Raw genomic sequence first — 19238 nt, 5'->3', positions numbered from 1 at the left:
TTGTCTATTCGCTCTGTCCATGATGCCCCGCCAGTGCCCGTCCGAGCTCGCGTTCGAAGCGGTGACGATCAAGATTGGCATAGCGGTCCTGATAATCACTGATCTTGCGAAGACGGTCTTCATCCAGAATCTGGATAGAGGAGCGCGAAAGCCGCCGCAACAGCTTGTTCTCGATCAGCTTGTTGAATTGCCGGGAGACATGAACGGCACTCAGGCCGAGGCAGTCGGCGATGAATTTCTGTGACAAAGGCAAGTAGAGTTCAGACGGGTAGTCGGCGGAAATCATGCGTCGCCGCGCCGTCGCGTCTGACAGGAAATAGGCCAGGCTTTCATAGGCCCCAAGCCGGGCAATCGCCGTGATCCGGTCCAGCAACTGAACATTCGTCAGCATGTGAAGGCTGTAGAAGATCGCGGAGAGATGGGGATTGCGGAACATGACACGCCGGGCAGGTGTCAGTGGGGCGGCTGCGAGGCGGCCATCTGACGCGGCTGAGACGGAGATCGTCGATCGGGACCAGGATAGATGATCGAGGCCGATCACGTCACCGGCATGGTAGACATCGTGAATTTGACGCGCGCCGTCCGGCAGGATTGAAAAGGAATAGAACCACCCCTCCAAAACAACGAAGAAGGTCGACTGCTCTGTATCGGCCGAGAAGACTGCATCACCGTCGGCATAAGCCTGTTCATGGCTGAACAGCCCAAGAAGCATATCGGCTTCGTCAGCCGAAATATCGGCGAAATGAGAAATTTTACGAATAAGCGGATGCATGGTCTGGTACTGTCGTCTCCCGAAGCAGTTTCCGTCCAAACTGCGCTGCATTCGGCTCCCATGATGTAAAATCAGGCGAGTGTCATTATAACACGTTAAGTCTCGCAGATTGCCTGCAGTCAACAATTGCAATGGTTTAATCGATAATAAGATTTCAGAGGCGCCGCAGGATCAAAAAGCAATGCGGCGTGAGCTCTGCAGCCGATGGTCGTGTCAATTCATGCGTGTAATGGTCTCGTAGCGGTTCTTGAAGCCGCTCATATCTAGCAGACGCTGTTCATCATGCACTTCGAAAATATGGCGTGCCGGGCGTGAGATCAGACCGTCCTCGACAAACCAGGACAGTGTGCGGGAGACATGAACAGCGCTCATCCCGGCACAATCGGCAATCAGACCCTGGCGCATTGGCAGGTTGAAAACCATGGACCGGCCCCGGCGACCATTATGGAAATCGGACGTTACCCGCGTCCGGCTCATCAGTTCTAGCAGGAAGTGCGCCATGCGTGGCTTGGGCTCGAGCCGAGCAATCGCCTGCATGCGGTCCATCAGGACAACCTGATTGAGGTTGCTCATCGCATAGAGATAGGATGACAGTCGGACATTGCGTGACAGAAAGGACCGCATCTGGTCCGTTCTGATATTGGCAAGCCGGCAATTCGTGATGGCCGTCACCGGAAAGACGTTCCGGCTGAACATCAGATCCTCGAAGCCGATCAAATCGCCTTCCTGATAGATGTGAAAGACTTGGCGCCGCCCATTGGGCATGACCGCAAAGGAATAGGCCCAGCCCGTCGCAACGACGAAACATTTAAGCGGATCGTTGAGCGGATCGATCAGGGAGCGATTACGCCCCACCGCAATGTCGGTATAGGGCATGGAAGAGAGGGCTTGAAGATCCTCCCGCGAGATGTCGGACAGAGCGGCAAGCTTGCGGAATGACGCAGGCTCTACAAGCGAATTGGCGAGGCTTTGGCGTGTCGTGCCCATGATAAAATCTTAGTCTCGCTGCGCGACCTCGCACTGCGCTCCAGCAGTGCCCGTTCAGAGGTTAGGTGCGAAAATGTTCCCGTTTGATGACGTCAAAACCGACGCATCTTTCTTATTCTATAACAGGAAAAGCGCGAATCGCTCTTAACTAATGATAATTCGCAGGCCTCCAACCTGTAATTTCCAGCAAAATTGGACGAAAACTTCTTTATCTAGGATAAAAACAGATGTGTTGACGGACATTCACGCGGTCTGAGCCGCAAAGCCGTATCTGTGGTTATCGTATGCGGCGCCGTAATCCCGTAGGTAAAAATCCATCAGTCCGGTCGAAAGTGGCGACATGCACTGATACGAGATCCGTTATGGCCTTCCCCGTTCCCTTGCGGATCTCACCCATAACCGGGCCTGGTCATATGACCGGGCCCGGTCTCGTTTGGGTGATCCATGCTTCGCACCGACATCGCATATGCCTTACGTTGGCAGGCTTGAGGCCTGAAACCGGGCAGACACGGGAAGATGATCCGAAAAGCTGGCCGCTTCCACCGTGACTTGGTGATCGATCGTCGTGTCGTCGGTCAGAATATGGTCTAGCCCCAGTCGCGGTGTCCAAGACGGGTAGGTCTTATGCGGGGCTCCCGTGATCGGACGTAATCCGCTGACTTCCGAGAAGCGGGATAGCGGGCCGGATCGGGCCGCACAATTCATGTCACCGCAGACGATCTTCCGCGCCCGGCCATAGCGGGGCTTGTCCATCTCATCGGCCAGATATTCGAGTTGTTCGCGCTGATCGTCAGGCCCTAGCGAGAGGTGGACGCAGGCCAGTATCGTCGCAGGTTCCATATCGAATTCGACCAGCAGCGCGCCGCGCCCGCCAATACGTCCAGGCAGTTTCAGATCCTCGCAACTGACGATTGGGACGCGGGACAGAATGGCATTGCCATGACGGGAAATCGCCCGGACGGCCCGGTTTTCCTGATAGACATGATGCGGATGGCCGCTGGCTTCGCTCAGAATATCGCCCTGATTGCTGAAACCCGCCCGGCGCCCCCCCGGATCGACTTCCTGCAGGCAGGCAATGTCGAACCCGGCAATGAATTTGCCGATCGATCGCAACCGTTCGCGCTTGGCCTTCGTGCTGATCACCTGATGATGGGCCCGCGTGACATAATGATGGGCGCGCTGCGTCCCGATACCGGCTTGTATATTGTAGGACAGTACGGTGAAGGATTGGCGCATATCGGTCCTGTCGTCCTCCTTGTCTGTTCTGCCAACACAATTCGACGAAAACAGGAACCCGCAGCCCCGCTAGCCGTTCCCGTACAAGGCTGACTGTGTCAGTTGTTAGTACGACCGTCACAGGGGACAAGGAAAATGCTGCCAACCAGCCCGCTTTTTCTGCTTGCGCACATCATTGTGACTGTGACCCTGTCGCTGATCATCATCAGCCGACGGATCAATGTCGCCACGACCCTGTCTTGGATCGTGCTGCTATCCGTTCTGCCTGTGGTCGGTGCCGGTCTCTACTTCCTGTTTGGCAGCCAATCACTGGGCCGCAAACGCATGCAGACGGGCTGGGACATTCGACAACATTATCAGCGCGACTTCGGAATCGGCAAACGACGTGTCAGCCGTGAAGATCTACCCGTCGACAATTATCTGCAGGACCTGTCCTGGATGCTCTCGATCCAGACCGGTTTCTTCCCGACGGCTGGCAATCGCTACAAACTGTTCACCGAAGCGCCGCCTCTCGTCGCGGCCATGATCGCAGATATCGATGCCGCACAGGAGAGCGTCTATCTGGAATTCTACATCGTCGATCCCGACGGATTGATCATCGGTATTCTGGAAGCGCTGGAACGCGCGGCAGAGCGCGGGATCGATACGCGCCTCATGGTCGATGATTTTGGCGGTCGTCCCTTCTTCAAGTCAGACTGGGATGAGCGGCTGTGTCGCGCCGGGGTCGACGTTGTTCATTCCCTCTCCGTCAATCCGATCAAGGCGCTGTCCAAGCGGACGGATCTTCGCAACCATCGCAAGTTGATCGTGATCGATCAGGAGATCGGCTATACGGGCAGTTTCAATCTGACCGATCCCGTTAAATTTAAACAGGGGCAGGGATATGGCCAGTGGGTCGATGTCATGATGCGCCTGGAAGGCCATATTGTGTCGTCCCTGTCCTGCGTGTTCAACACGGACTATATTTTCGACAGTCAGGGCATGGATTATACGAAGGACGACCTGCGGGAGCTCTCAGACGATGGCGACGCTGCGCCGCATTTCGAGGGTGGACCCGTCATGCAGCTCGTTCCTTCCGGTCCGGAAATGCAGCGATCCGTCATTCATGAACTCATGGTATCGTCGATCTATGCGGCGAGCGATACGATCACGCTGGTCACGCCCTATTTCGTCCCTGATGATACCATACAGTTGGCCCTGATCAACGCCGCCCACCGCGGCGTCAATGTCCGTCTGATCGTTCCGCGCCGGGTCGACTCGATCATGGCCCGTCACGCCGGGGAGGCGACCTTTGACAGTCTGATCCAGGCTGGAATCGAAATTCACAGATTTACGGGCGGCATGCTGCACACCAAGCTGGTTCAGGTCGATAACCAGATGACCCTGATCGGCACTGCCAATGTCGATATGCGAAGCTTCTATCTTAATCTGGAAATGACGCTGTGTGTCTATGATGAGGATTTCGCGGCTGAAACCGGGCGTCTGATCGAAACCTATATCAGCGAGTCCGAGATGCTGGATCCGCAGAAATGGGAAACGCGCGGTCCCTTCCTTCGCTGGAAAGAAAATATTCTCCGCCTTGCGAGCCCGCTCTTATGACCTTTCGAACTGCCCCGTCACGACCCGTATTGCTGATCAATCTGTCATCATCCTCATCGGAAGATATTTCCGGGCAGATTACGACATTGCTGGAACGTTACGGATATGGTCGCCCGAAAATCTTCATGGGGCAGTCCGCCGACATGGCTGACATGATGCAGAACATGCGCGACGCTGGCGGCGACCTTCTGATCAGCTTTGGCGGGGACGGCACGGCAGCTGCCGTGGCTTCGATCGCTCGCGATCAGGACGTCCCGTTTATCGCCTTGCCCGGCGGCACGATGAACATGCTGATGCTGGGTCTTTACGGATCCGATGTCTGGCAGGACTGTTTGCTGGGCGGACTTGCGGCAGCCCAGCCCCGTCCCATGACGGCCGGGGTCGTCAGCGATGATCGCGGCGAGGTCGGCACTTTCATGGTCGGGGCCATGTTCGGAAAGCCGACGCGCATGAACGATGCGCGCGAGGAGCTGCGGGACGGTCATGTTGTCGAAGCGGCGCGTGATGCGATCAAGACGATGAGAACCACATCGGAAGCGGCGCCGATCACGATCGCAACGGATGATGCGCCCTTCGGGTCGCTGCAGCTGGAGCTGGTCAATGTGACATGCCCTTTCATGGACGGCGAGGCACTGGACCCGGACGTGCTGGATCTGACCCTGTTCGAAACGGTGACGGGCGGAAGCACGCTGTCGCTCGGCCTGTCGGCGCTGCTTGGGAATATTCGTCAGAGCGAGTCCGTCGAACATGTCAGGACGCAGCGTTTCCGGCTGCGATCCGATGATCCGATCGAAGGCTTGCTGGACGGCGAGTCCATGACTTTCGAAGGCGATGTTAGCGTTCGTATCGACAGGCAACGCGGCCTCGTCATGGCACCTTGGCCGGCCATGAGCTTTCCAACGCAGCGCCAAACCGATTAACCGACCCACAAGACGGAGCCCCCATGACATCCATTCTGCACTTTGCGGATATTCACTTCGGCGTCGAAGACCAGAGCGCGCTGGCCAAATTGGGGGCGACGATCGACAAGCTGGAGCCGGATATATCGGTCATCTCCGGCGACATTACCCAGACCGGCTCGGAAGAGGAATTCGCTCGGGCTGCCGAATGGATTGCGGGGCTGGCAGGACCCAAGGTCATCACGGCGGGCAATCACGATACTCCCATGTACGGCATTATCGACCGGATGATGAAACCGTTCGATCGCTATGCGGACTATATCGATCCGCTGGATATCGGCCTCTTCGAAGACGAAAATGTGATCATTCAGTCGATGAATACGGCGCGCGGCGTGCAAATGAAGCTCGACTGGTCGGTCGGGGTTGTCGATCTCGACAGGCTCGACACGGTGATTGCGCGCTTTCATGAGAGTGACTGGAACAAGCTGCGCTTGCTCAATGTCCACCATCCCTTCATCTATCCGCCGGAATCGCCCCTGCAGAAAACGACGGATAATGGACCCGAAGCCTTGAAGCGCCTGGCCGACGGGAATTGCGACATGGTTCTGTCCGGCCACGTCCATGTGCCCTTTGTCGTCGAGCGCAAGCCGGGGGGGAGCGAGTTGCTATCCGTTTCGTCGGGCACGCTCTCGACGCGTCGGCGGGACAACAACCCAGCCTTCAATCATATTGCCGTTACGGCGGATGAACTGGTCATCACCATGATCGAATTTGACGGTGAGGGCTTTGTGCGATCCGAAGCCTTTCGCAAGCCGCGTCACGAGCTGTCGGCTTGGCGGCGGGACGGCTATGAGACGATGCGAAAGAAGGCCAAAATACTGGATACGCAGCCGCTTCGCGAACCCTGAGTCTGCGCCCAATCCAGCCATAAGATCAAAAAAGCCGCCCGGTTGGGGCGGCTTTGTTTTTTCGACTTTTGGGGAAGGGCCTAAATCATCTCTAGGGATGGTCCCCGCGCGACAGGGCTTATGCGAAGCCCTTGAATTTGTCCTTGAACTTCGACACGCGACCGCGATCGGAAATGCGGGCTTCGCCGCCGGTCCAGGCGGGGTGTGTCTTGGGGTCGATATCAAGGACGAGCGTGTCGCCTTCCTTGCCCCAGGTGGAGCGCGTTTCATAAGTGCTGCCATCCACCATCTTCACGGTGATGGTATGGTAGTCGGGATGTCCGTCGGTCTTCATTATTCAATCTCTATGTTGGGTACGGCTTTGCTTTGGTCGGTCCACCGCGTGGCGGGGCCTATATGGGCAGCCGCCCGGAGAATCAAGCGTAGGCGACAGATGTCGTGAGATTGACCGGGCCTTTCCGCTCTTATAGTCGCAGCCAAATGCAGCTCCCCGTTCTGGTCGGCCCTCTCACGAAATTGCGCCCATTGCGGGACGATGACTGGGTCGCGCTTCACAGAGCAGCATCAGACCCACACATCTGGGCCAATCACTTCGAGCCTGACCGATATAAGGAATCCGCGTTTCGTCGCTTTTTTGACGGTGCGTTGGTGAATGGCGCCCTTGTCATCGAGGACAGGGCGACGAAAGCCGTCATCGGAAGCAGCCGCTACTATGATCTTAGTTCAGACAGTTCAGAGGTCAAAATCGGCTATACGTTTCTGGCACGGCCATATTGGGGCGGCCAATATAATTCTGAAGTCAAGCATCTCATGCTCGAGCATATTTTCGATCATGTGAAAACGGTCACGTTCGATGTCGCGCAATCAAACCGTCGCTCGATATCAGCAATGAGGCGCCTTGGCGCGCAACAGCGCGACGGCGAATTCACAAAGGTCTGGAACGGACAAACGCATCCTTATTATGTCTTCGAAATAACCCGTGAGGATTACGAAAACAGGGGTGCCTGAGTAGAAGCTATCGGACCCGCTCTTCCAGCATGGGAAAGATCGTTTCGTTAGCAACGATGATGTCGCCGGTCTCTTCGGGGTTGCCGCCGGACAGGCTTTCGACCTGCAATCCGGCTTCGCGCGCAATCACGATGCCCGCAGCGACATCCCACGGGGCCAGCCCGCGTTCCCAGAAGCCGTCATAGCGGCCCGCAGCCGTCCAGGCGAGATCCAGCGACGCCGCGCCGAAGCGGCGCACGCCCGCTGACGTGCCCATGACCTTGTGCAGTTCCTTGAGGAATTTTGCATGACCCGGGCGGCCCTTGAACGGCACACCCGTAGCGAAAATGCAGTCGGAAAAATCCGTACGCTGCGCGGGGCGCAGGCGACGATCCGCGCCGCCGCGTGTGCCGTCATTGATGTAAGCCCCACGACCTTTCTCGGCGAACCACATATCATCCGTGACGGGATTATAGACCATCCCGGCGACAAGCTCGCGCGGGTTTCCGTCGATTTCGCGCTCTAGTGCGATCGAAATGGCAAAGTGCGGAATGCCGTGCAGGAAGTTGGTCGTGCCGTCGAGCGGATCGACGATGAAACGGTGCGACTTGTCGGACCCTTCGATCTCGCCCGCCTCTTCCATCAGGAAGCCATAGCCGGGGCGGGCCCGCGACAATTCTTCGTGGATCGTCCGTTCGGCCTTGCGGTCGGCACGACTGACGAAATCCGCCGGTCCCTTGCGACTGACCTGCAGCGTCTCGACTTCGCCGAAATCGCGCAGCAGGTTGCGCGACGCCTTGCGGGCTGCCGATTGCATCACGCCCATAATGGCTGACATTCCGCTCATCGCGTTTGTTCCAGTCGAAGTCAGAAGATTGATGTAAAGACGCTGCTATAACAGGCGGCCCAGTAGACGCGAGCGCAATCTTCAGAGAGGGGGCAGCGCTAGGTGTCCTTGTCGCCCTTATAACCGAACCAGCCGCCGGCGAAACCGCCCAGCGGAGCCAAGGCCATCAGCAGCGCATTATCCATGCGTCCGGCTTCGGGATCCCGGAAAAAGAAGAAGATGAAGACAGCGATGATCAACCCCGCCACGGCGCCCATCAGTCCGGTCTTGTAACGGTCGCTCATACCGGCTCGCCCTTACGTCCATATCCGCACGAGGATCAGCCGCGCTGCGATCGCCACGACCAGCGCAATGCCGACGGACAAGACCTTGTCCACGCCCAGCCCGTAATCCAGCCCGAACGCGACGATGATCAGCAGGATGATCGGGATCAGCCGCAAGATAGCCAGTTGCTTTCCGAGGTTTCTGGACATGGCGGGCCCTAATCCGAGGCACGGGTCACGTAGCTGCCATCTTCCGTGTTGATGACGAGCCGTTCGCCGGTGCCGACAAAGGGCGGCACGGCGGTGCGCACACCATTGGTCAGAATGGCCGGCTTGAAACTGTTGGCCGCCGTCTGCCCTTTGACGACGGGTTCCGTCTCGGCGACTTCCAGCGTCACCTGATCTGGCAGGGAGACGCCGATGGCTTTCTCTTCGTAGAATTCCACATTCACTTCCATGCCGTCATTCAGATAGACGGCGCGCTCGCCGATGAAATCACGCTCCAGCATAATCTGCTCATAGGTCTCGGAGTTCATGAAGACGGCCATATCGCCTTCATCATAGAGATAGGTATGGGGCTTTTGCTCGAGCCGGACCCGCTCGACCGTTTCCGAAGCGCGGAAGCGTTCATTGAGCTTGCGACCGTCCATCAGGTTTTTAAGTTCGACCTGATTGAAGGCGCCGCCCTTGCCGGGTTTCACATGGGAGCATTTCACCGCCACCCAGAGCGTATCCTGATGCTTGATGATATTGCCGGGCTTGATCTCGTTGCCGTTCATTTTCATGGGGCGTGCGGTCCTTGTCTATCGTTTGCGCGCGCCTAACAGAGGCAGGGGGACCGGGGCAACTCCGCGCTGCGGCTTAAAGTGCCAGGATCATGAGGCGTCCCCCAAATCCGCTAGACCCTGCGCACGGGCCAGCGCGTTGCGAATGACGACGCAGGCGATGCTCAGCACGGTCAGCCAGCCAAACCCGACAGGAACAAAGACTGTCACGAGCACAAGCCCGGCAAAAATAAGGGGGATGAAAGAGGCGAGACCCCGCAAGATCACCCTGTCCCGGATAAGCCAGAGACTGAACATGTAGAGCGCGAGCGGAATGGCGACGGACTGGACGGCGGTCTGCATGTCGATCCTGGCGTGATCCGTCACGACGTCGACCATGACGGCAAATCCCGCGCCGACAGCCGCAGCAGAGCCGAAGACCAGAAAATGTCCGTAACCCCAGGACAGAGCACGCCCCAGATTTGTATCGTCCAGATGATCTTCATCGGAGAAGTAGAGCCACCACATCGCAGCCATCACCGTCACGGCATAAACGGCGACCCGGATGAGGCTCATATCTGTCGTTTCGCCAAAGACGCTTTGCAGCGCAATATAGGCGGCCAGCAGCACTTCACCGAGGACAATGATCGTCAGCAGCCCATAACGTTCGATTATGTGATGACGATGCCAGCTCGTGTTAACGCTGCGTTCCGCAAGGGCCGGGACGGCGAGTTCGATCAGAACGCCGAGCAGGAAAACCCCCAGGAAAAGCGTCATTGAGACGTCCGGCATAAAGAGGAGTGAGATCCAGAAAATCTGGGCCACCGCGATACCGACCGCGTAGCGCAGACAGGTCTGTCTCCGCGTTGCATCCGCCATGGCCGCCCGGAGCCAGAGGAAGATCAGCGGCACACGCGTGATCACATAGCCCAGGATCACGGTCGTCAGATCGAGTGACTTGAACAACGGATCGATCCCGGCGGCAATCACGATAGAGCCACCAATCATCACCATGGACAGAACCCGGAAGAGCGCGTCCTCATTATCATAGGCCGAAGCGAACCACGTATAGTTCATCCACGCCCACCAGATGGCAAAGAAGGCCATCACGAAACGAATAACTCCGTCGAGTGCGTGTGCATCGGCGATAGCATGGTGCAAGCCGACGGACGCCGCGGCAATCGCTACGACAGATGCCAGATCAAATAACAATTCCAGCGGCGTTGCCGCGCGGTGGCCTTCATCCGGATCCCGTGCCAACATCGGTCGAATATAGGCTTTCATAAATATCCCCTTAGCCCCACGCAGATGCGTCCCGACGGATCGGGCCGCATCATTGTCCGGATCGGCTTGCGATCTATTTCGTCGTATAGCCACCATTGACCAGAATGGTCTGGCCGGTCATCCACCAGCCTTCCGTTACCATCATGCGGATATAGGGCACAATGTCTTCAATGTCGGTCAGGCCGGTTGTCGAATAGGCCGAGAGGGCCGTATTGTTCTTGTGATATTGCGTCGTCTCCTCGGTTTCCTGACCGTAAAAGAAGGACGTATCCATCGGGCCCGGGCCGATGGCATTGACCGAAATGCCGCGCTCGGCGAATTCCTTCGAAGCGGCCCGGGTGAAATGCTCGACCGGTGCCTTGGCCCCGCCGTAGCTGGAATAGCCCGGCGCGAACGCCCCCAGCAGCGAGGTGACAATGGTGACGATCCGGCCCTTATCGTTCATGCGCTGGCCGCACTCCTTCAGAAAGAAGAAGGCTGCTTTGCTGTTGACGTCGAACATGTGGTCATAATCGTCTTCTGAAATCTCGACGATCGGCTTTCTCAGAACCATGCCGACCGTGTTGATGCCGATATCGATTTTGCCGAACTGGGCTTCGACATCATCGAAGAGTTTCGTCATCGCGTCGGCGGGGCGCAGATCGCCCTGGAAGATCGCGGCTTTCGCGCCTGCGGCTTCGACGGCGGTCGCCGTTTCTTTTGCGGCTTCGGCGCTCTTGTCGCTATTATAGTGAATGGCCACGGCTTTAGCGCCGTGGGCCGCAAAATCGCGCGCCAGAAGACCACCAAGATTGTTTGCGCCGCCTGTGATGAGAACGGTCTTTCCGTCGAGAGCTGTATGCATGATCGTTACCTTTCGGGTTGGAGGGACCTACAAATTAGGGACCGCCCAGCCGCAAGACTTTCAAATTCTCCGCCGACCTTCTATGATCTCCGCATGATGCCTCCCCTGCCGGTCTGCGCGTGACGCGCCCCACACAGACTTTACCCGGCGCGCCGGTCGCGCTGATCGAACGCAGCTGGCCCGGTCTCGTCTTCGGGCGTTACCGCGAGAATATCCGCGACGGGGTCGAATGGCCGATGCAGGACGACCGGCACACCATCATTCTGCATGAGGGCGGACGCATGAACCGACTGGAATCGGAACTGGACGGCAGCGGACATATTGTCGGCGGCGCGATGGCGGGCGAAGTCTGGTCGGTTCCGCAGGGACGACGCTACGCCACATCGGCGCAAGGCGGTGTCGTCACTTATGCCGTCATGAAGCTCGACGAAGCCCGGCTGCGCGAGGCGATGGGCAGTCGGTCCGGCCCGATCGAGCTGATCGGCTGTCTGGGGCGGTATGACCCCTTTCTCTTACGCGCCGTCGAGCGACTGGGCGATTATATTGCGGACAATCTCAGCCAGACGATCCGGCTGGAGGATATGGCCACGGTCGCCGGGATGAGCGAACATCAGCTGCTGGACGGATTCGCCCTGCATTTCGGAACCACGCCCGCCCAATATGTCCTGCGCCAGCGTCTGCGCTGGGTGCGCTCACTTCTCGCCGAGACGGTTCTCAGCATTACCGACATCGCCTTCCGCACCGGCTTTGCCAGCCACAGCCATCTTACAACGCGTTTTCGTACCGAATATGGGCTGACCCCAAGCGCGTTCCGCAAAGGCATCTAGGACAGGCCTGGTCTTTACAGCAACGCGCTGGGGACCGGGATCGGCATAACGGCGAGGATCTGACCGAAGCTCTTACCCTGACTGTCATTGCGCAAACTGGCCATGCCGCCACCGCCCAGCGCTTCGTCCATCAGAATATTCATCGATTCTGATCCCGGAAGATACCAGCGCTCGACATCGCCTTCGACAAAATGCGCAAACCGCTCGCGTACAGCCGCTTCGCTCAGCGCGGCCCAGATATAGGGCATGAATTCAGGCTTGCGCGCGATTACGCCGATATTGCTCTTGTCGCCCTTGTCGCCGGAGCGCAGCCAAGCGAGCTCGACGAGTGGGACGTTCGTGTCGGCAGGCTGGGACGGCGCATCCGGCACCATGCGGTCGGGCGTCTGCAGGGCGACCGGCGCAGCGGGTGTGAACGGGGCGTCGTCGATCCGCACATTCGGAACCGACTTGTCGATCAGTGTCGAATAGAGCCGGACGACCGCCTGCGGCTTGGGCCGCGCGCCCGCAAACAGGGCAAAGCCCGGCGGCATGGCGAGGGCGAAGCCGGAAGCCTCCTTCAGCATCAGCGTGCAAGCTGACGCCTCTTCATGACGGACGGATATCCGGAATGCGACTTCGAGCGGATCGCGGTCCCGCGCGAAGGCCCCGTAATGAAAATCATTGCCAGTCAGTTCCAGCTCGACATGAGTATAATCCGCCATGTTGCGGTCGCGCAGCTTGCGCCGGGCGCGGGTCATGCTGGCTTTAAAGAAAAGCTGCGCCTTTTCGGCCGCGTCTTCGCCGACCATGAAGAAGATGGCGGAGAGGCGGTGGCCGTCTGCCACTGTCACGCTGGCCTTGTATGTGTCCGGCACACCGAGGCCGCGCGCGCCCGACGCCAGAACCCGATCCGGTCCGACCTGTTCGATTGTGACTTGGGTAAAATCGCAGACCACGTCGGGTAGATAATAGGCAGCCGGATCACCGATCTCGTAAACCATCTGCTCGCAGACCGTGCCGCGATTGACGATGCCGCCCGTGCCGTCCGGCTTGGTGATGATGCAGCTGCCATCGTCAGACACTTCGGCGATGGGGTAGCCGACATCGACGAGCGTGTCGGCGACCTGTTTCCAGTCCGTGAAGTTTCCGCCCGTCACCTGTGGGCCGCATTCGATCAGATGCCCGACAAGGGAGCCTTGGGCGAGCTTATCCAGATCGTCCGGCTGCCAGCCAAATTCATGGATCAGCGCGCCCAGCGTGACCGCACTATCGACGCAGCGCCCAGTAATGACGATGTCCGCTCCATTCGCGAGGGCCTTGGCGACCGGAAAGGCCCCGAGATAGGCATTTGCCGAGACCACAGTTTTCGGGTCCGGGAACTGCTCGCCGGTAAACATTTCGGTTGCGTCTTCAAGCGCATCGAGACGGTGCAGGAAATCATCGCCGGTGATGACGGCGACTTTGAGGTCGAGCCCGGCCATGGCCACTGCCTCGCGCACGGCGGCGGCGCAGCCTTCCGGATTGACGCCGCCCGCATTGGAGCAGACCTTGACGCCTTGCCGCGCAATCTCTGGCAGATGTTTGGCCAGATTAGCCACAAAGTCCGGCGCATAGCCCCGGTTCGGATCGGATTTGCGCATCTTGGCCATGATGCTCATTGTGATCTCGGCCAGATAGTCGAACACGATATAGTCGAGCTTTTGCCCGGTCTTTTCCGCCGCGAGGAGCTGCCCCCACGCCATATCGCTTTCGCCCCAATATCCAGACGCACCACCCAGTTTGACAATCTTGCTCATGGGCAGGGAGATGACGGGTCCAGCGCGCGAGGTAAAGGGGCGGATTTGCCATGTTTGCGGTTAGCTTTGCCCGTTGACGGCCCTATGGTTAACGGCGCGATAACCCCTTTTGCGGCATGGCAGGGCGATGATGTCGGCCACCTATCAGACGGGTTATGCGCACACGCAGCTGCAGCAGCGCAATTATGCGCTGTTCGGACTGTTGCGCGGTGCGGAAAGCGCGCTCTGGGTGCTGATCATCCTGTTCTTTTCAGGCGCCATTATCGGGCTGACATTTGCCAGTGCCGAAGCGCTGGATCAGGGCGATAGCCCGTTTGCGCGCATGCTCTGGTATCCGATCTACGCCATCGTGGCGGGTTTCATGCTGTTGCAACTGCCCAAGACGCTGCGCCTGATCGCGCGAAACCCGCTTATCATCATCTGCGTCCTGTGGCTGGGTCTGACCTTCCTCTGGTCGATCGATCCGGGCGTGAGCCTGCGCCGTTCCATAGCTCTGATGATGACCACGCTGGCCGGGCTTGTCTTCGCGGCGCGATATGACTGGGGCGAAATGCTGCAACGCATCGGTGTCGCCGTGCTGATCCTCTGCCTGATCACACTGGTCGTTGCGCTGGCCAATCCGACGCGCGGGATCATGCAGGAAATACACCCCGGTGCATGGCGCGGACCGTGGGCAGAAAAGAACTATCTCGGTGGGATCATGGCCAAGGGGTTTGCCGTATCGCTCTGCGCCTTTGCCATGCGGCCCGGCCGCTTCTGGGTCTGGATCCCAACAGGGATGCTCTGCTTTCTCATCATGTTGTTGTCGACGTCGAAGACGGCGCTGCTGGCGGCCATGGGGTGTTTCGCCCTCTTCCTGATTGTCCGTGTGTTCCGGCGTTTTCCCTTCCTGCGCGTTCCGGTCATCTGGGCCGTGATCGTCGGGACGGCGGGCCTGGTTCTGCTGCTGACGGTCGGGTTCGAATGGGCGCTGTCGCTGATCGGCAAGGACCCGACTCTGACCGGGCGAACTGACATCTGGATCCTGCTCGGTCGCGCGATCGAACAGAAATTCTGGCTCGGCTATGGTTATGGCGTGTTCTGGCAGGACCCGCTGGGGCCCAGCTACGAGACGCGGACCGTGCTGCAATGGGACGTCCCGACCGCGCATAATGGCTGGCTGGATAGTTGGCTTTCCGGCGGGGTGGTGATCATTGCCCTGTTCGGTTCGCTGCTGCTGGCGACCGTGATCAAGAGCCTGACGCGGATCAAGACGGGCGGGGTCGAAACCTACTGGCTGGTGCTGAGCGTGTTCTTCTTCATTCTCTTTTCTCTGTCGGAGTCGGCCATTCTGCAGCAGAACGACATTAGCTGGTTCCTCTTCGTTGCGACCACGGCCAAGCTCTGGGCCAATGACCCGGCCTGGTGGCGACGGGGCTCACGCGGGGAAAAGCTGGGCTCTGTCGCGCGCGTCGGAATTCACCGGCCGTCGCACAACCGATACACCCTCAGCCTCTGATCCGGTTTCGCATAGACGTTATTCGCGCCAATGGATGACGCAGGCAGATCAACCATGCTAGGCGGTTGCCATGCAAACTCTACTCGTGAACCGGACGGACCCGTCCGACATTACCTTGCTGAAGACGGATTCGGCGGCTCTCGACGACGGCGAGGTTCGGCTGTCGATCGACAGTTTCGCCCTGACCGCCAATAATGTCACCTATATGATCTTTGGCGATCAAATCGGTTACTGGCACTATTTCAACCCCAAGGCTTACGGCTTCGGTGAAGACCATCAGGGCCGGATGCCGGTCTGGGGTTTTGCGACTGTGACGGAATCGCGCTGCGATGAGGTGGCGGTCGGGACGGAAGTCTATGGTTTCCTGCCCGTCGCGGACGAGCTTGTCGTTCGGCCAGGCAAGATCACGCCGCAGGGCTTTCAGGACGTGGCCGATCATCGCGCACCCTTGCACCCTGTCTATAATGGCTACTCCTATACATACGCAGATCCGTCCTACGGTGTTCAGAAAGCGATCCAGCCTGTGCTGCGTCCGCTTTTCCTGACCAGCTTCCTGATCGATGATTTCGTCGCCAGTGAAGACGCGTTCGGCGCGGGCCGCGTTGTCATCACCAGCGCGTCCTCCAAGACATCGCTCGGCACAGCCTATTGCATGAAGCAGCGCGGCAAGGTCGAGGTGATCGGCCTGACCTCACTGCGCAACAGGGACTTCGTCGAAAGCACGGGTTACTACGACACGGTTGTCACTTACGATATGATCGAAGGGCTCGATAAAGCGCCAACCGTCATCGTCGATATGGCCGGCAATGGCGCGCTGCTCCGGCGGCTTTACGATCACTTACGCGACAATGTGAAATATGGCTGCGCCGTCGGGAAGTCCCATTATGAAGGCGACGCCGCACCCAAGCCGGATGAAGGCGCGCCGATGAAAATGTTCTTCGCGCCGGATTATGCCAAGATGCGCATTGGCGAATGGGGCGGGGCGGGTTTCGCGCAACGCCTGTCCGAACGCTGGATTCCATTCCTGAATGATGCAGCCGAGTGGATGAGTGTCGGCGAACCGGCGGGCGTCGAAGCCATGCTGTCGGCCTATAAGGACCTGCTGAACGATACGGCGGATCCGACGCAGGCCGCCCTCTTCACGCTGAAAGGCTGATCATGTCGTATGAGTGTTTCACGGTCTCGATCGAAGACCAGGTCGCCCATATCCGACTAAGCCGTCCGGAAAAGCGCAACGCCATGAGCGAGAGCTTCTGGAGCGATCTGCCAAAAATCATTCGTGACATTGACGACAATGCCCAAGCGCGCTGCATCGTGATCTCTGCCGATACGATTGGGGAAAAGCCGATCTTCTCCGCCGGGATCGATGTCGGCATGTTCGGTTCCGGCGGAACCGGCGGGGCGGATAAGAACAAACCGCAGCATGGCGCGGATTTCTACAACACTGTCCGGCGCCTGCAGGACAGTTTTACCGCGATTGAGGATTGCCGCATCCCGGTCATCGTGGCCATTCATGGCGGCTGTATCGGCGGCGGCGTGGACCTCATCACGGCGTGCGATATCCGGCTCGGCACGACCGATAGCTATATCACGATCTATGAAATCAATGTCGGCATGACGGCGGATGTCGGCACGTTTCCGCGCATCCTCAATCACATGCCCGAAGGGGTCGTGCGCGAACTGGCCTATACGGGCCGCCGCATGAACGGACGCGAGTGCGAACGGCGCGGCCTGTTCAACACGACTTACGATTCGGAAGCGGAGATGATGGATGCGGCCATGGCGATGGCGCGCGACATCGCGTCAAAGCCGCCGCTCGCCGTCTATGGCTGCAAGCGCATCATCACCTATTCGCGCGATCACGACACGGCCGAAGCGCTGGACCAGATCGCCGTCTGGAACATGTCCATGCTGATTCCGTCGGAAATGATGGAAGCCTTGATGGCGAAAGGCCAGAAACGCCCCGGCAATTATGCGGACCTGCCCAGAGTCAGGCGGGACTAGTCGCGCGTGTAGCGGATTTCACCGCCCGAAGCCTCGTCCCGCAGAACCAGCGTATCTGTGTCGATCGATAGGATGGTAGAGCGGCTTTCCGGGCCAGCGGCCATCATCGTGGCCATCTGCGAGGCCATCTGGCGGGCCTGTTCATCCGATCCGACCGGATCAACGTCCACGCTCGTTATTTGCGAGATGATGACGTCGCCGTCCAGGCGGTATGTGCCGTTCGCATCAAGACGATAGCTGGCCAGCGCTTCGGGCATGCCGGATATCGTCATCATGGTTTCGCCTTCGGATGTGCCGTCATGCTTATACTCGACTTCGCCGTCGCTGAGCGTGATGGTCTGGCCGCCCTCGTTGATGGTGACAGGCGCGACCTGATCCCATTCACCGACGAGCAGTTCGGCCTGGGTCTTGGGGGTGTCGCCCGCACAAGCGATCAGGAATGGCGTTGTAAGAAGAAGGGTTGCAGCAAAGCGGCGCATGAAGGATCCTATCGTAAAGTATGGCTGTTCTAATTATTCCTGTCGCAGTGTTTCGTTCCCGCTTGTGTGTTCGTCCTTATCTGCCTTGCTTTCTCAAATACCGCATCATCGCGCTAGTATCCGGGTCGAGGAAGACGAGTTCATTGGCATCGGCATATTGTACGATCAGCCGCCCGGGGGGGCTGGCGCGATAGGCCGCTTCGAGTTGTCGTGCAAACGCGTTCGTTTCCGGGCCGGGTTCGCGCGGTGTGACCGTCACGTTATCGAGGCTCCGGGTGACGATGGTTTCGTCCAGGGTCCAATTCACATCGACGCGAATATCGAACAGGATCGGCGCCGTTTCCGGCAAGGTCAGGGTCATCAACGCATCGAATGTCGACGTTCCGTCCGGACGATATTCGACGACTGCCTGATCGACGACCATGTCGGGATCGGCCTGCGCCAAACCGTCCTGCGCCCATGTCCCGTACAGCAGGGACGGGTTCGGCCCGACCCCTGTCTCAGCATTGCCGCAGGCGACCAGGAGACAGCCGAACAAGAGGGCCAGCCAGAAACGGATCTTATGCATCATCATGTTCCGCGCGTTGCCGCGCCCCAGTAATTATAGCTCAACGGTTTCGGTCCTGGTATGTACATTTGCTGCAGCCGTGCAAGGTGCAGACCAGCCTGCGTGAACAGGGCGGGAATATCCCGTCCCGAATGACATCCGCCCGCAATCCGCTTCCAGACCGGATCGATCCGGTCCTGCCAACGCGCCACGGACGGATCGGGCGCGCGGCCATGCTCGCAGAACAGGATTTCGCCGTCAGGTTTGAGGATGCGCCCCATTTCGCGCAGAGCGGCAACCGGATCGGGAATGGTGCAGAGCGCGTAGGTCACAAGGACCGTATCCGCGCAACAATCATCGAGCGGCAGCGATTCACCGGACAGACCCAGCCGCTCAACGGGGAAATCACAGCGCGCTGCGCGCGTGGCCGCTTTGGCCCAGAGCGCTTCGTCAGGGTCGATCCCGGTGACGCGATCGACGCTGCCCGCATCATAGTGGGACAGGTTCAGTCCGGATCCGATGCCGATTTCGACGACATGACCGCGCGCGTACGGGACGACCTTCTCGCGCTGACGCGCAATCGGCTTTGTGCCGCATGCCGCGTTCAGAAGACACGGCAGGATAACGGAATCATAAAGGCCCATCCGCCTCGCCTAGACCGGCGCGTCGCGAAGGACCAGATCGGAGATTGGCAGATCGAGCGGACCGGACGGGT

The 19238-nt window shown here is 58.8% G+C and carries 22 protein-coding genes; 8 read left to right on the top strand and 14 right to left on the bottom strand.

Features of this window, described 5'->3' with window-relative positions; genetic code table 11:
- Positions 1-4 precede the first annotated feature (4 nt).
- From AB6B39_RS01330 to AB6B39_RS01320, 3 genes are all read right to left on the bottom strand, one after another.
- Positions 5-772, bottom strand: coding sequence for a Crp/Fnr family transcriptional regulator (locus AB6B39_RS01330; RefSeq protein WP_284371069.1), 768 nt, complete (start codon positions 770-772; stop codon positions 5-7).
- A 213-nt stretch (positions 773-985) separates the two neighbouring features.
- Positions 986-1759: a Crp/Fnr family transcriptional regulator gene (locus AB6B39_RS01325; protein ID WP_284371067.1), complete on the bottom strand. Its 774-nt coding sequence runs from the start codon at positions 1757-1759 to the stop codon at positions 986-988.
- Positions 1760-2230: 471 nt separating this feature from the next.
- Positions 2231-2995 (bottom strand): endonuclease/exonuclease/phosphatase family protein, encoded by a 765-nt coding sequence (locus tag AB6B39_RS01320; protein WP_284371065.1) that lies wholly within the window; start codon positions 2993-2995, stop codon positions 2231-2233.
- Between the two features lie 135 nt (positions 2996-3130).
- Here AB6B39_RS01320 and cls point away from each other — a divergent pair, with 135 nt between their 5' ends.
- Genes cls through AB6B39_RS01305 form a run of 3 tightly spaced genes read left to right on the top strand, consistent with a single transcriptional unit; the run spans position 3131 to position 6401 of the window.
- Positions 3131-4594 carry a cardiolipin synthase gene (cls, locus tag AB6B39_RS01315; RefSeq protein WP_284371063.1) on the top strand — a complete coding sequence of 488 codons (1464 nt, stop codon included), beginning with the start codon at positions 3131-3133 and terminating at the stop codon, positions 4592-4594.
- Positions 4591-5514 (top strand): diacylglycerol/lipid kinase family protein, encoded by a 924-nt coding sequence (locus tag AB6B39_RS01310; RefSeq protein ID WP_284371061.1) that lies wholly within the window; start codon positions 4591-4593, stop codon positions 5512-5514. Before cls ends, AB6B39_RS01310 begins: the two co-directional genes overlap by 4 nt.
- Before the next feature lie 23 nt (positions 5515-5537).
- Positions 5538-6401, top strand: a complete 864-nt coding sequence (locus tag AB6B39_RS01305) for a metallophosphoesterase family protein (protein ID WP_284371058.1) — start codon at positions 5538-5540, stop codon at positions 6399-6401.
- A 118-nt stretch (positions 6402-6519) separates the two neighbouring features.
- Here the strand turns inward: AB6B39_RS01305 and rpmE are convergent, their stop codons facing one another.
- On the bottom strand, positions 6520-6735 hold the full coding sequence (gene rpmE, locus AB6B39_RS01300) for a 50S ribosomal protein L31 (RefSeq protein ID WP_284371056.1): 216 nt from the start codon (positions 6733-6735) through the stop codon (positions 6520-6522).
- Positions 6736-6881: 146 nt separating this feature from the next.
- Here rpmE and AB6B39_RS01295 point away from each other — a divergent pair, with 146 nt between their 5' ends.
- On the top strand, positions 6882-7409 hold the full coding sequence (locus AB6B39_RS01295) for a GNAT family N-acetyltransferase (RefSeq protein WP_284371054.1): 528 nt from the start codon (positions 6882-6884) through the stop codon (positions 7407-7409).
- Between the two features lie 7 nt (positions 7410-7416).
- Here AB6B39_RS01295 and AB6B39_RS01290 read toward each other — a convergent pair whose 3' ends face one another.
- The 6 genes from AB6B39_RS01290 to AB6B39_RS01265 form a co-directional block, all read right to left on the bottom strand.
- On the bottom strand, positions 7417-8235 hold the full coding sequence (locus AB6B39_RS01290) for an inositol monophosphatase family protein (protein WP_284371051.1): 819 nt from the start codon (positions 8233-8235) through the stop codon (positions 7417-7419).
- A 98-nt stretch (positions 8236-8333) separates the two neighbouring features.
- Positions 8334-8519 carry a hypothetical protein gene (locus tag AB6B39_RS01285; protein WP_284371049.1) on the bottom strand — a complete coding sequence of 62 codons (186 nt, stop codon included), beginning with the start codon at positions 8517-8519 and terminating at the stop codon, positions 8334-8336.
- Positions 8520-8531: 12 nt separating this feature from the next.
- Positions 8532-8708, bottom strand: coding sequence for a hypothetical protein (locus tag AB6B39_RS01280; protein WP_284371047.1), 177 nt, complete (start codon positions 8706-8708; stop codon positions 8532-8534).
- A gap of 8 nt (positions 8709-8716) precedes the next feature.
- Positions 8717-9283: an elongation factor P gene (efp, locus tag AB6B39_RS01275; protein ID WP_284371045.1), complete on the bottom strand. Its 567-nt coding sequence runs from the start codon at positions 9281-9283 to the stop codon at positions 8717-8719.
- 90 nt (positions 9284-9373) lie between these two features.
- Positions 9374-10546, bottom strand: coding sequence for a low temperature requirement protein A (locus tag AB6B39_RS01270; protein ID WP_284371043.1), 1173 nt, complete (start codon positions 10544-10546; stop codon positions 9374-9376).
- Between the two features lie 73 nt (positions 10547-10619).
- Positions 10620-11393 carry an SDR family oxidoreductase gene (locus AB6B39_RS01265; protein ID WP_348520172.1) on the bottom strand — a complete coding sequence of 258 codons (774 nt, stop codon included), beginning with the start codon at positions 11391-11393 and terminating at the stop codon, positions 10620-10622.
- Between the two features lie 116 nt (positions 11394-11509).
- Between AB6B39_RS01265 and AB6B39_RS01260 the strand changes: the two genes are divergently transcribed.
- Positions 11510-12217 (top strand): helix-turn-helix domain-containing protein, encoded by a 708-nt coding sequence (locus AB6B39_RS01260; RefSeq protein ID WP_284371039.1) that lies wholly within the window; start codon positions 11510-11512, stop codon positions 12215-12217.
- Positions 12218-12231: 14 nt separating this feature from the next.
- Here AB6B39_RS01260 and AB6B39_RS01255 read toward each other — a convergent pair whose 3' ends face one another.
- Positions 12232-13995, bottom strand: a complete 1764-nt coding sequence (locus AB6B39_RS01255) for an acyclic terpene utilization AtuA family protein (RefSeq protein WP_284371037.1) — start codon at positions 13993-13995, stop codon at positions 12232-12234.
- 127 nt (positions 13996-14122) lie between these two features.
- On the opposite strand from AB6B39_RS01255, the gene AB6B39_RS01250 reads away from it, so the two are divergent.
- From AB6B39_RS01250 to AB6B39_RS01240, 3 genes are all read left to right on the top strand, one after another.
- A complete protein-coding gene (locus AB6B39_RS01250) occupies positions 14123-15493 on the top strand; it encodes an O-antigen ligase family protein (protein ID WP_284371035.1) in 1371 nt (456 codons plus the stop codon).
- Between the two features lie 70 nt (positions 15494-15563).
- Positions 15564-16649 (top strand): DUF2855 family protein, encoded by a 1086-nt coding sequence (locus AB6B39_RS01245; protein ID WP_284371033.1) that lies wholly within the window; start codon positions 15564-15566, stop codon positions 16647-16649.
- A 2-nt stretch (positions 16650-16651) separates the two neighbouring features.
- Positions 16652-17497, top strand: a complete 846-nt coding sequence (locus AB6B39_RS01240) for an enoyl-CoA hydratase-related protein (protein ID WP_284371031.1) — start codon at positions 16652-16654, stop codon at positions 17495-17497.
- Here AB6B39_RS01240 and AB6B39_RS01235 read toward each other — a convergent pair.
- From AB6B39_RS01235 to AB6B39_RS01225, 3 genes are all read right to left on the bottom strand, one after another.
- Positions 17494-17976, bottom strand: coding sequence for a hypothetical protein (locus tag AB6B39_RS01235; protein WP_284371029.1), 483 nt, complete (start codon positions 17974-17976; stop codon positions 17494-17496). The two genes, AB6B39_RS01240 and AB6B39_RS01235, sit on opposite strands and share 4 nt — an antisense overlap.
- 76 nt (positions 17977-18052) lie before the next feature.
- Positions 18053-18550: a hypothetical protein gene (locus AB6B39_RS01230; protein ID WP_284371027.1), complete on the bottom strand. Its 498-nt coding sequence runs from the start codon at positions 18548-18550 to the stop codon at positions 18053-18055.
- Positions 18547-19167 carry a class I SAM-dependent methyltransferase gene (locus tag AB6B39_RS01225; RefSeq protein WP_284371024.1) on the bottom strand — a complete coding sequence of 207 codons (621 nt, stop codon included), beginning with the start codon at positions 19165-19167 and terminating at the stop codon, positions 18547-18549. The genes AB6B39_RS01230 and AB6B39_RS01225 overlap by 4 nt, the downstream gene beginning before the upstream one ends.
- Positions 19168-19238 lie beyond the last annotated feature (71 nt).

The sequence above is a fragment of the Algimonas porphyrae genome (assembly GCF_041429795.1).
GTDB classification, from domain to species: domain Bacteria; phylum Pseudomonadota; class Alphaproteobacteria; order Caulobacterales; family Maricaulaceae; genus Litorimonas; species Litorimonas porphyrae.
This window is presented reverse-complemented; position numbering and strand designations above follow the sequence as displayed.

What these genes read in the sequence shown, in the direction of transcription:
- rpmE (WP_284371056.1), bottom strand. Translation starts at nt 6,735, where the DNA reads ATGAAGACCGACGGACATCCCGACTACCATACCATCACCGTGAAGATG.
- AB6B39_RS01310 (WP_284371061.1), top strand. Translation starts at nt 4,591, where the DNA reads ATGACCTTTCGAACTGCCCCGTCACGACCCGTATTGCTGATCAATCTG.
- AB6B39_RS01290 (WP_284371051.1), bottom strand. Translation starts at nt 8,235, where the DNA reads ATGAGCGGAATGTCAGCCATTATGGGCGTGATGCAATCGGCAGCCCGC.
- AB6B39_RS01250 (WP_284371035.1), top strand. Translation starts at nt 14,123, where the DNA reads ATGATGTCGGCCACCTATCAGACGGGTTATGCGCACACGCAGCTGCAG.
- AB6B39_RS01285 (WP_284371049.1), bottom strand. Translation starts at nt 8,519, where the DNA reads ATGAGCGACCGTTACAAGACCGGACTGATGGGCGCCGTGGCGGGGTTG.
- AB6B39_RS01235 (WP_284371029.1), bottom strand. Translation starts at nt 17,976, where the DNA reads ATGCGCCGCTTTGCTGCAACCCTTCTTCTTACAACGCCATTCCTGATC.
- AB6B39_RS01280 (WP_284371047.1), bottom strand. Translation starts at nt 8,708, where the DNA reads ATGTCCAGAAACCTCGGAAAGCAACTGGCTATCTTGCGGCTGATCCCG.
- AB6B39_RS01240 (WP_284371031.1), top strand. Translation starts at nt 16,652, where the DNA reads ATGTCGTATGAGTGTTTCACGGTCTCGATCGAAGACCAGGTCGCCCAT.
- AB6B39_RS01320 (WP_284371065.1), bottom strand. Translation starts at nt 2,995, where the DNA reads ATGCGCCAATCCTTCACCGTACTGTCCTACAATATACAAGCCGGTATC.
- AB6B39_RS01225 (WP_284371024.1), bottom strand. Translation starts at nt 19,167, where the DNA reads ATGGGCCTTTATGATTCCGTTATCCTGCCGTGTCTTCTGAACGCGGCA.
- AB6B39_RS01230 (WP_284371027.1), bottom strand. Translation starts at nt 18,550, where the DNA reads ATGATGATGCATAAGATCCGTTTCTGGCTGGCCCTCTTGTTCGGCTGT.
- AB6B39_RS01325 (WP_284371067.1), bottom strand. Translation starts at nt 1,759, where the DNA reads ATGGGCACGACACGCCAAAGCCTCGCCAATTCGCTTGTAGAGCCTGCG.
- AB6B39_RS01245 (WP_284371033.1), top strand. Translation starts at nt 15,564, where the DNA reads ATGCAAACTCTACTCGTGAACCGGACGGACCCGTCCGACATTACCTTG.
- cls (WP_284371063.1), top strand. Translation starts at nt 3,131, where the DNA reads ATGCTGCCAACCAGCCCGCTTTTTCTGCTTGCGCACATCATTGTGACT.
- AB6B39_RS01270 (WP_284371043.1), bottom strand. Translation starts at nt 10,546, where the DNA reads ATGAAAGCCTATATTCGACCGATGTTGGCACGGGATCCGGATGAAGGC.
- AB6B39_RS01330 (WP_284371069.1), bottom strand. Translation starts at nt 772, where the DNA reads ATGCATCCGCTTATTCGTAAAATTTCTCATTTCGCCGATATTTCGGCT.
- AB6B39_RS01255 (WP_284371037.1), bottom strand. Translation starts at nt 13,995, where the DNA reads ATGAGCAAGATTGTCAAACTGGGTGGTGCGTCTGGATATTGGGGCGAA.
- AB6B39_RS01295 (WP_284371054.1), top strand. Translation starts at nt 6,882, where the DNA reads ATGCAGCTCCCCGTTCTGGTCGGCCCTCTCACGAAATTGCGCCCATTG.
- AB6B39_RS01305 (WP_284371058.1), top strand. Translation starts at nt 5,538, where the DNA reads ATGACATCCATTCTGCACTTTGCGGATATTCACTTCGGCGTCGAAGAC.
- efp (WP_284371045.1), bottom strand. Translation starts at nt 9,283, where the DNA reads ATGAAAATGAACGGCAACGAGATCAAGCCCGGCAATATCATCAAGCAT.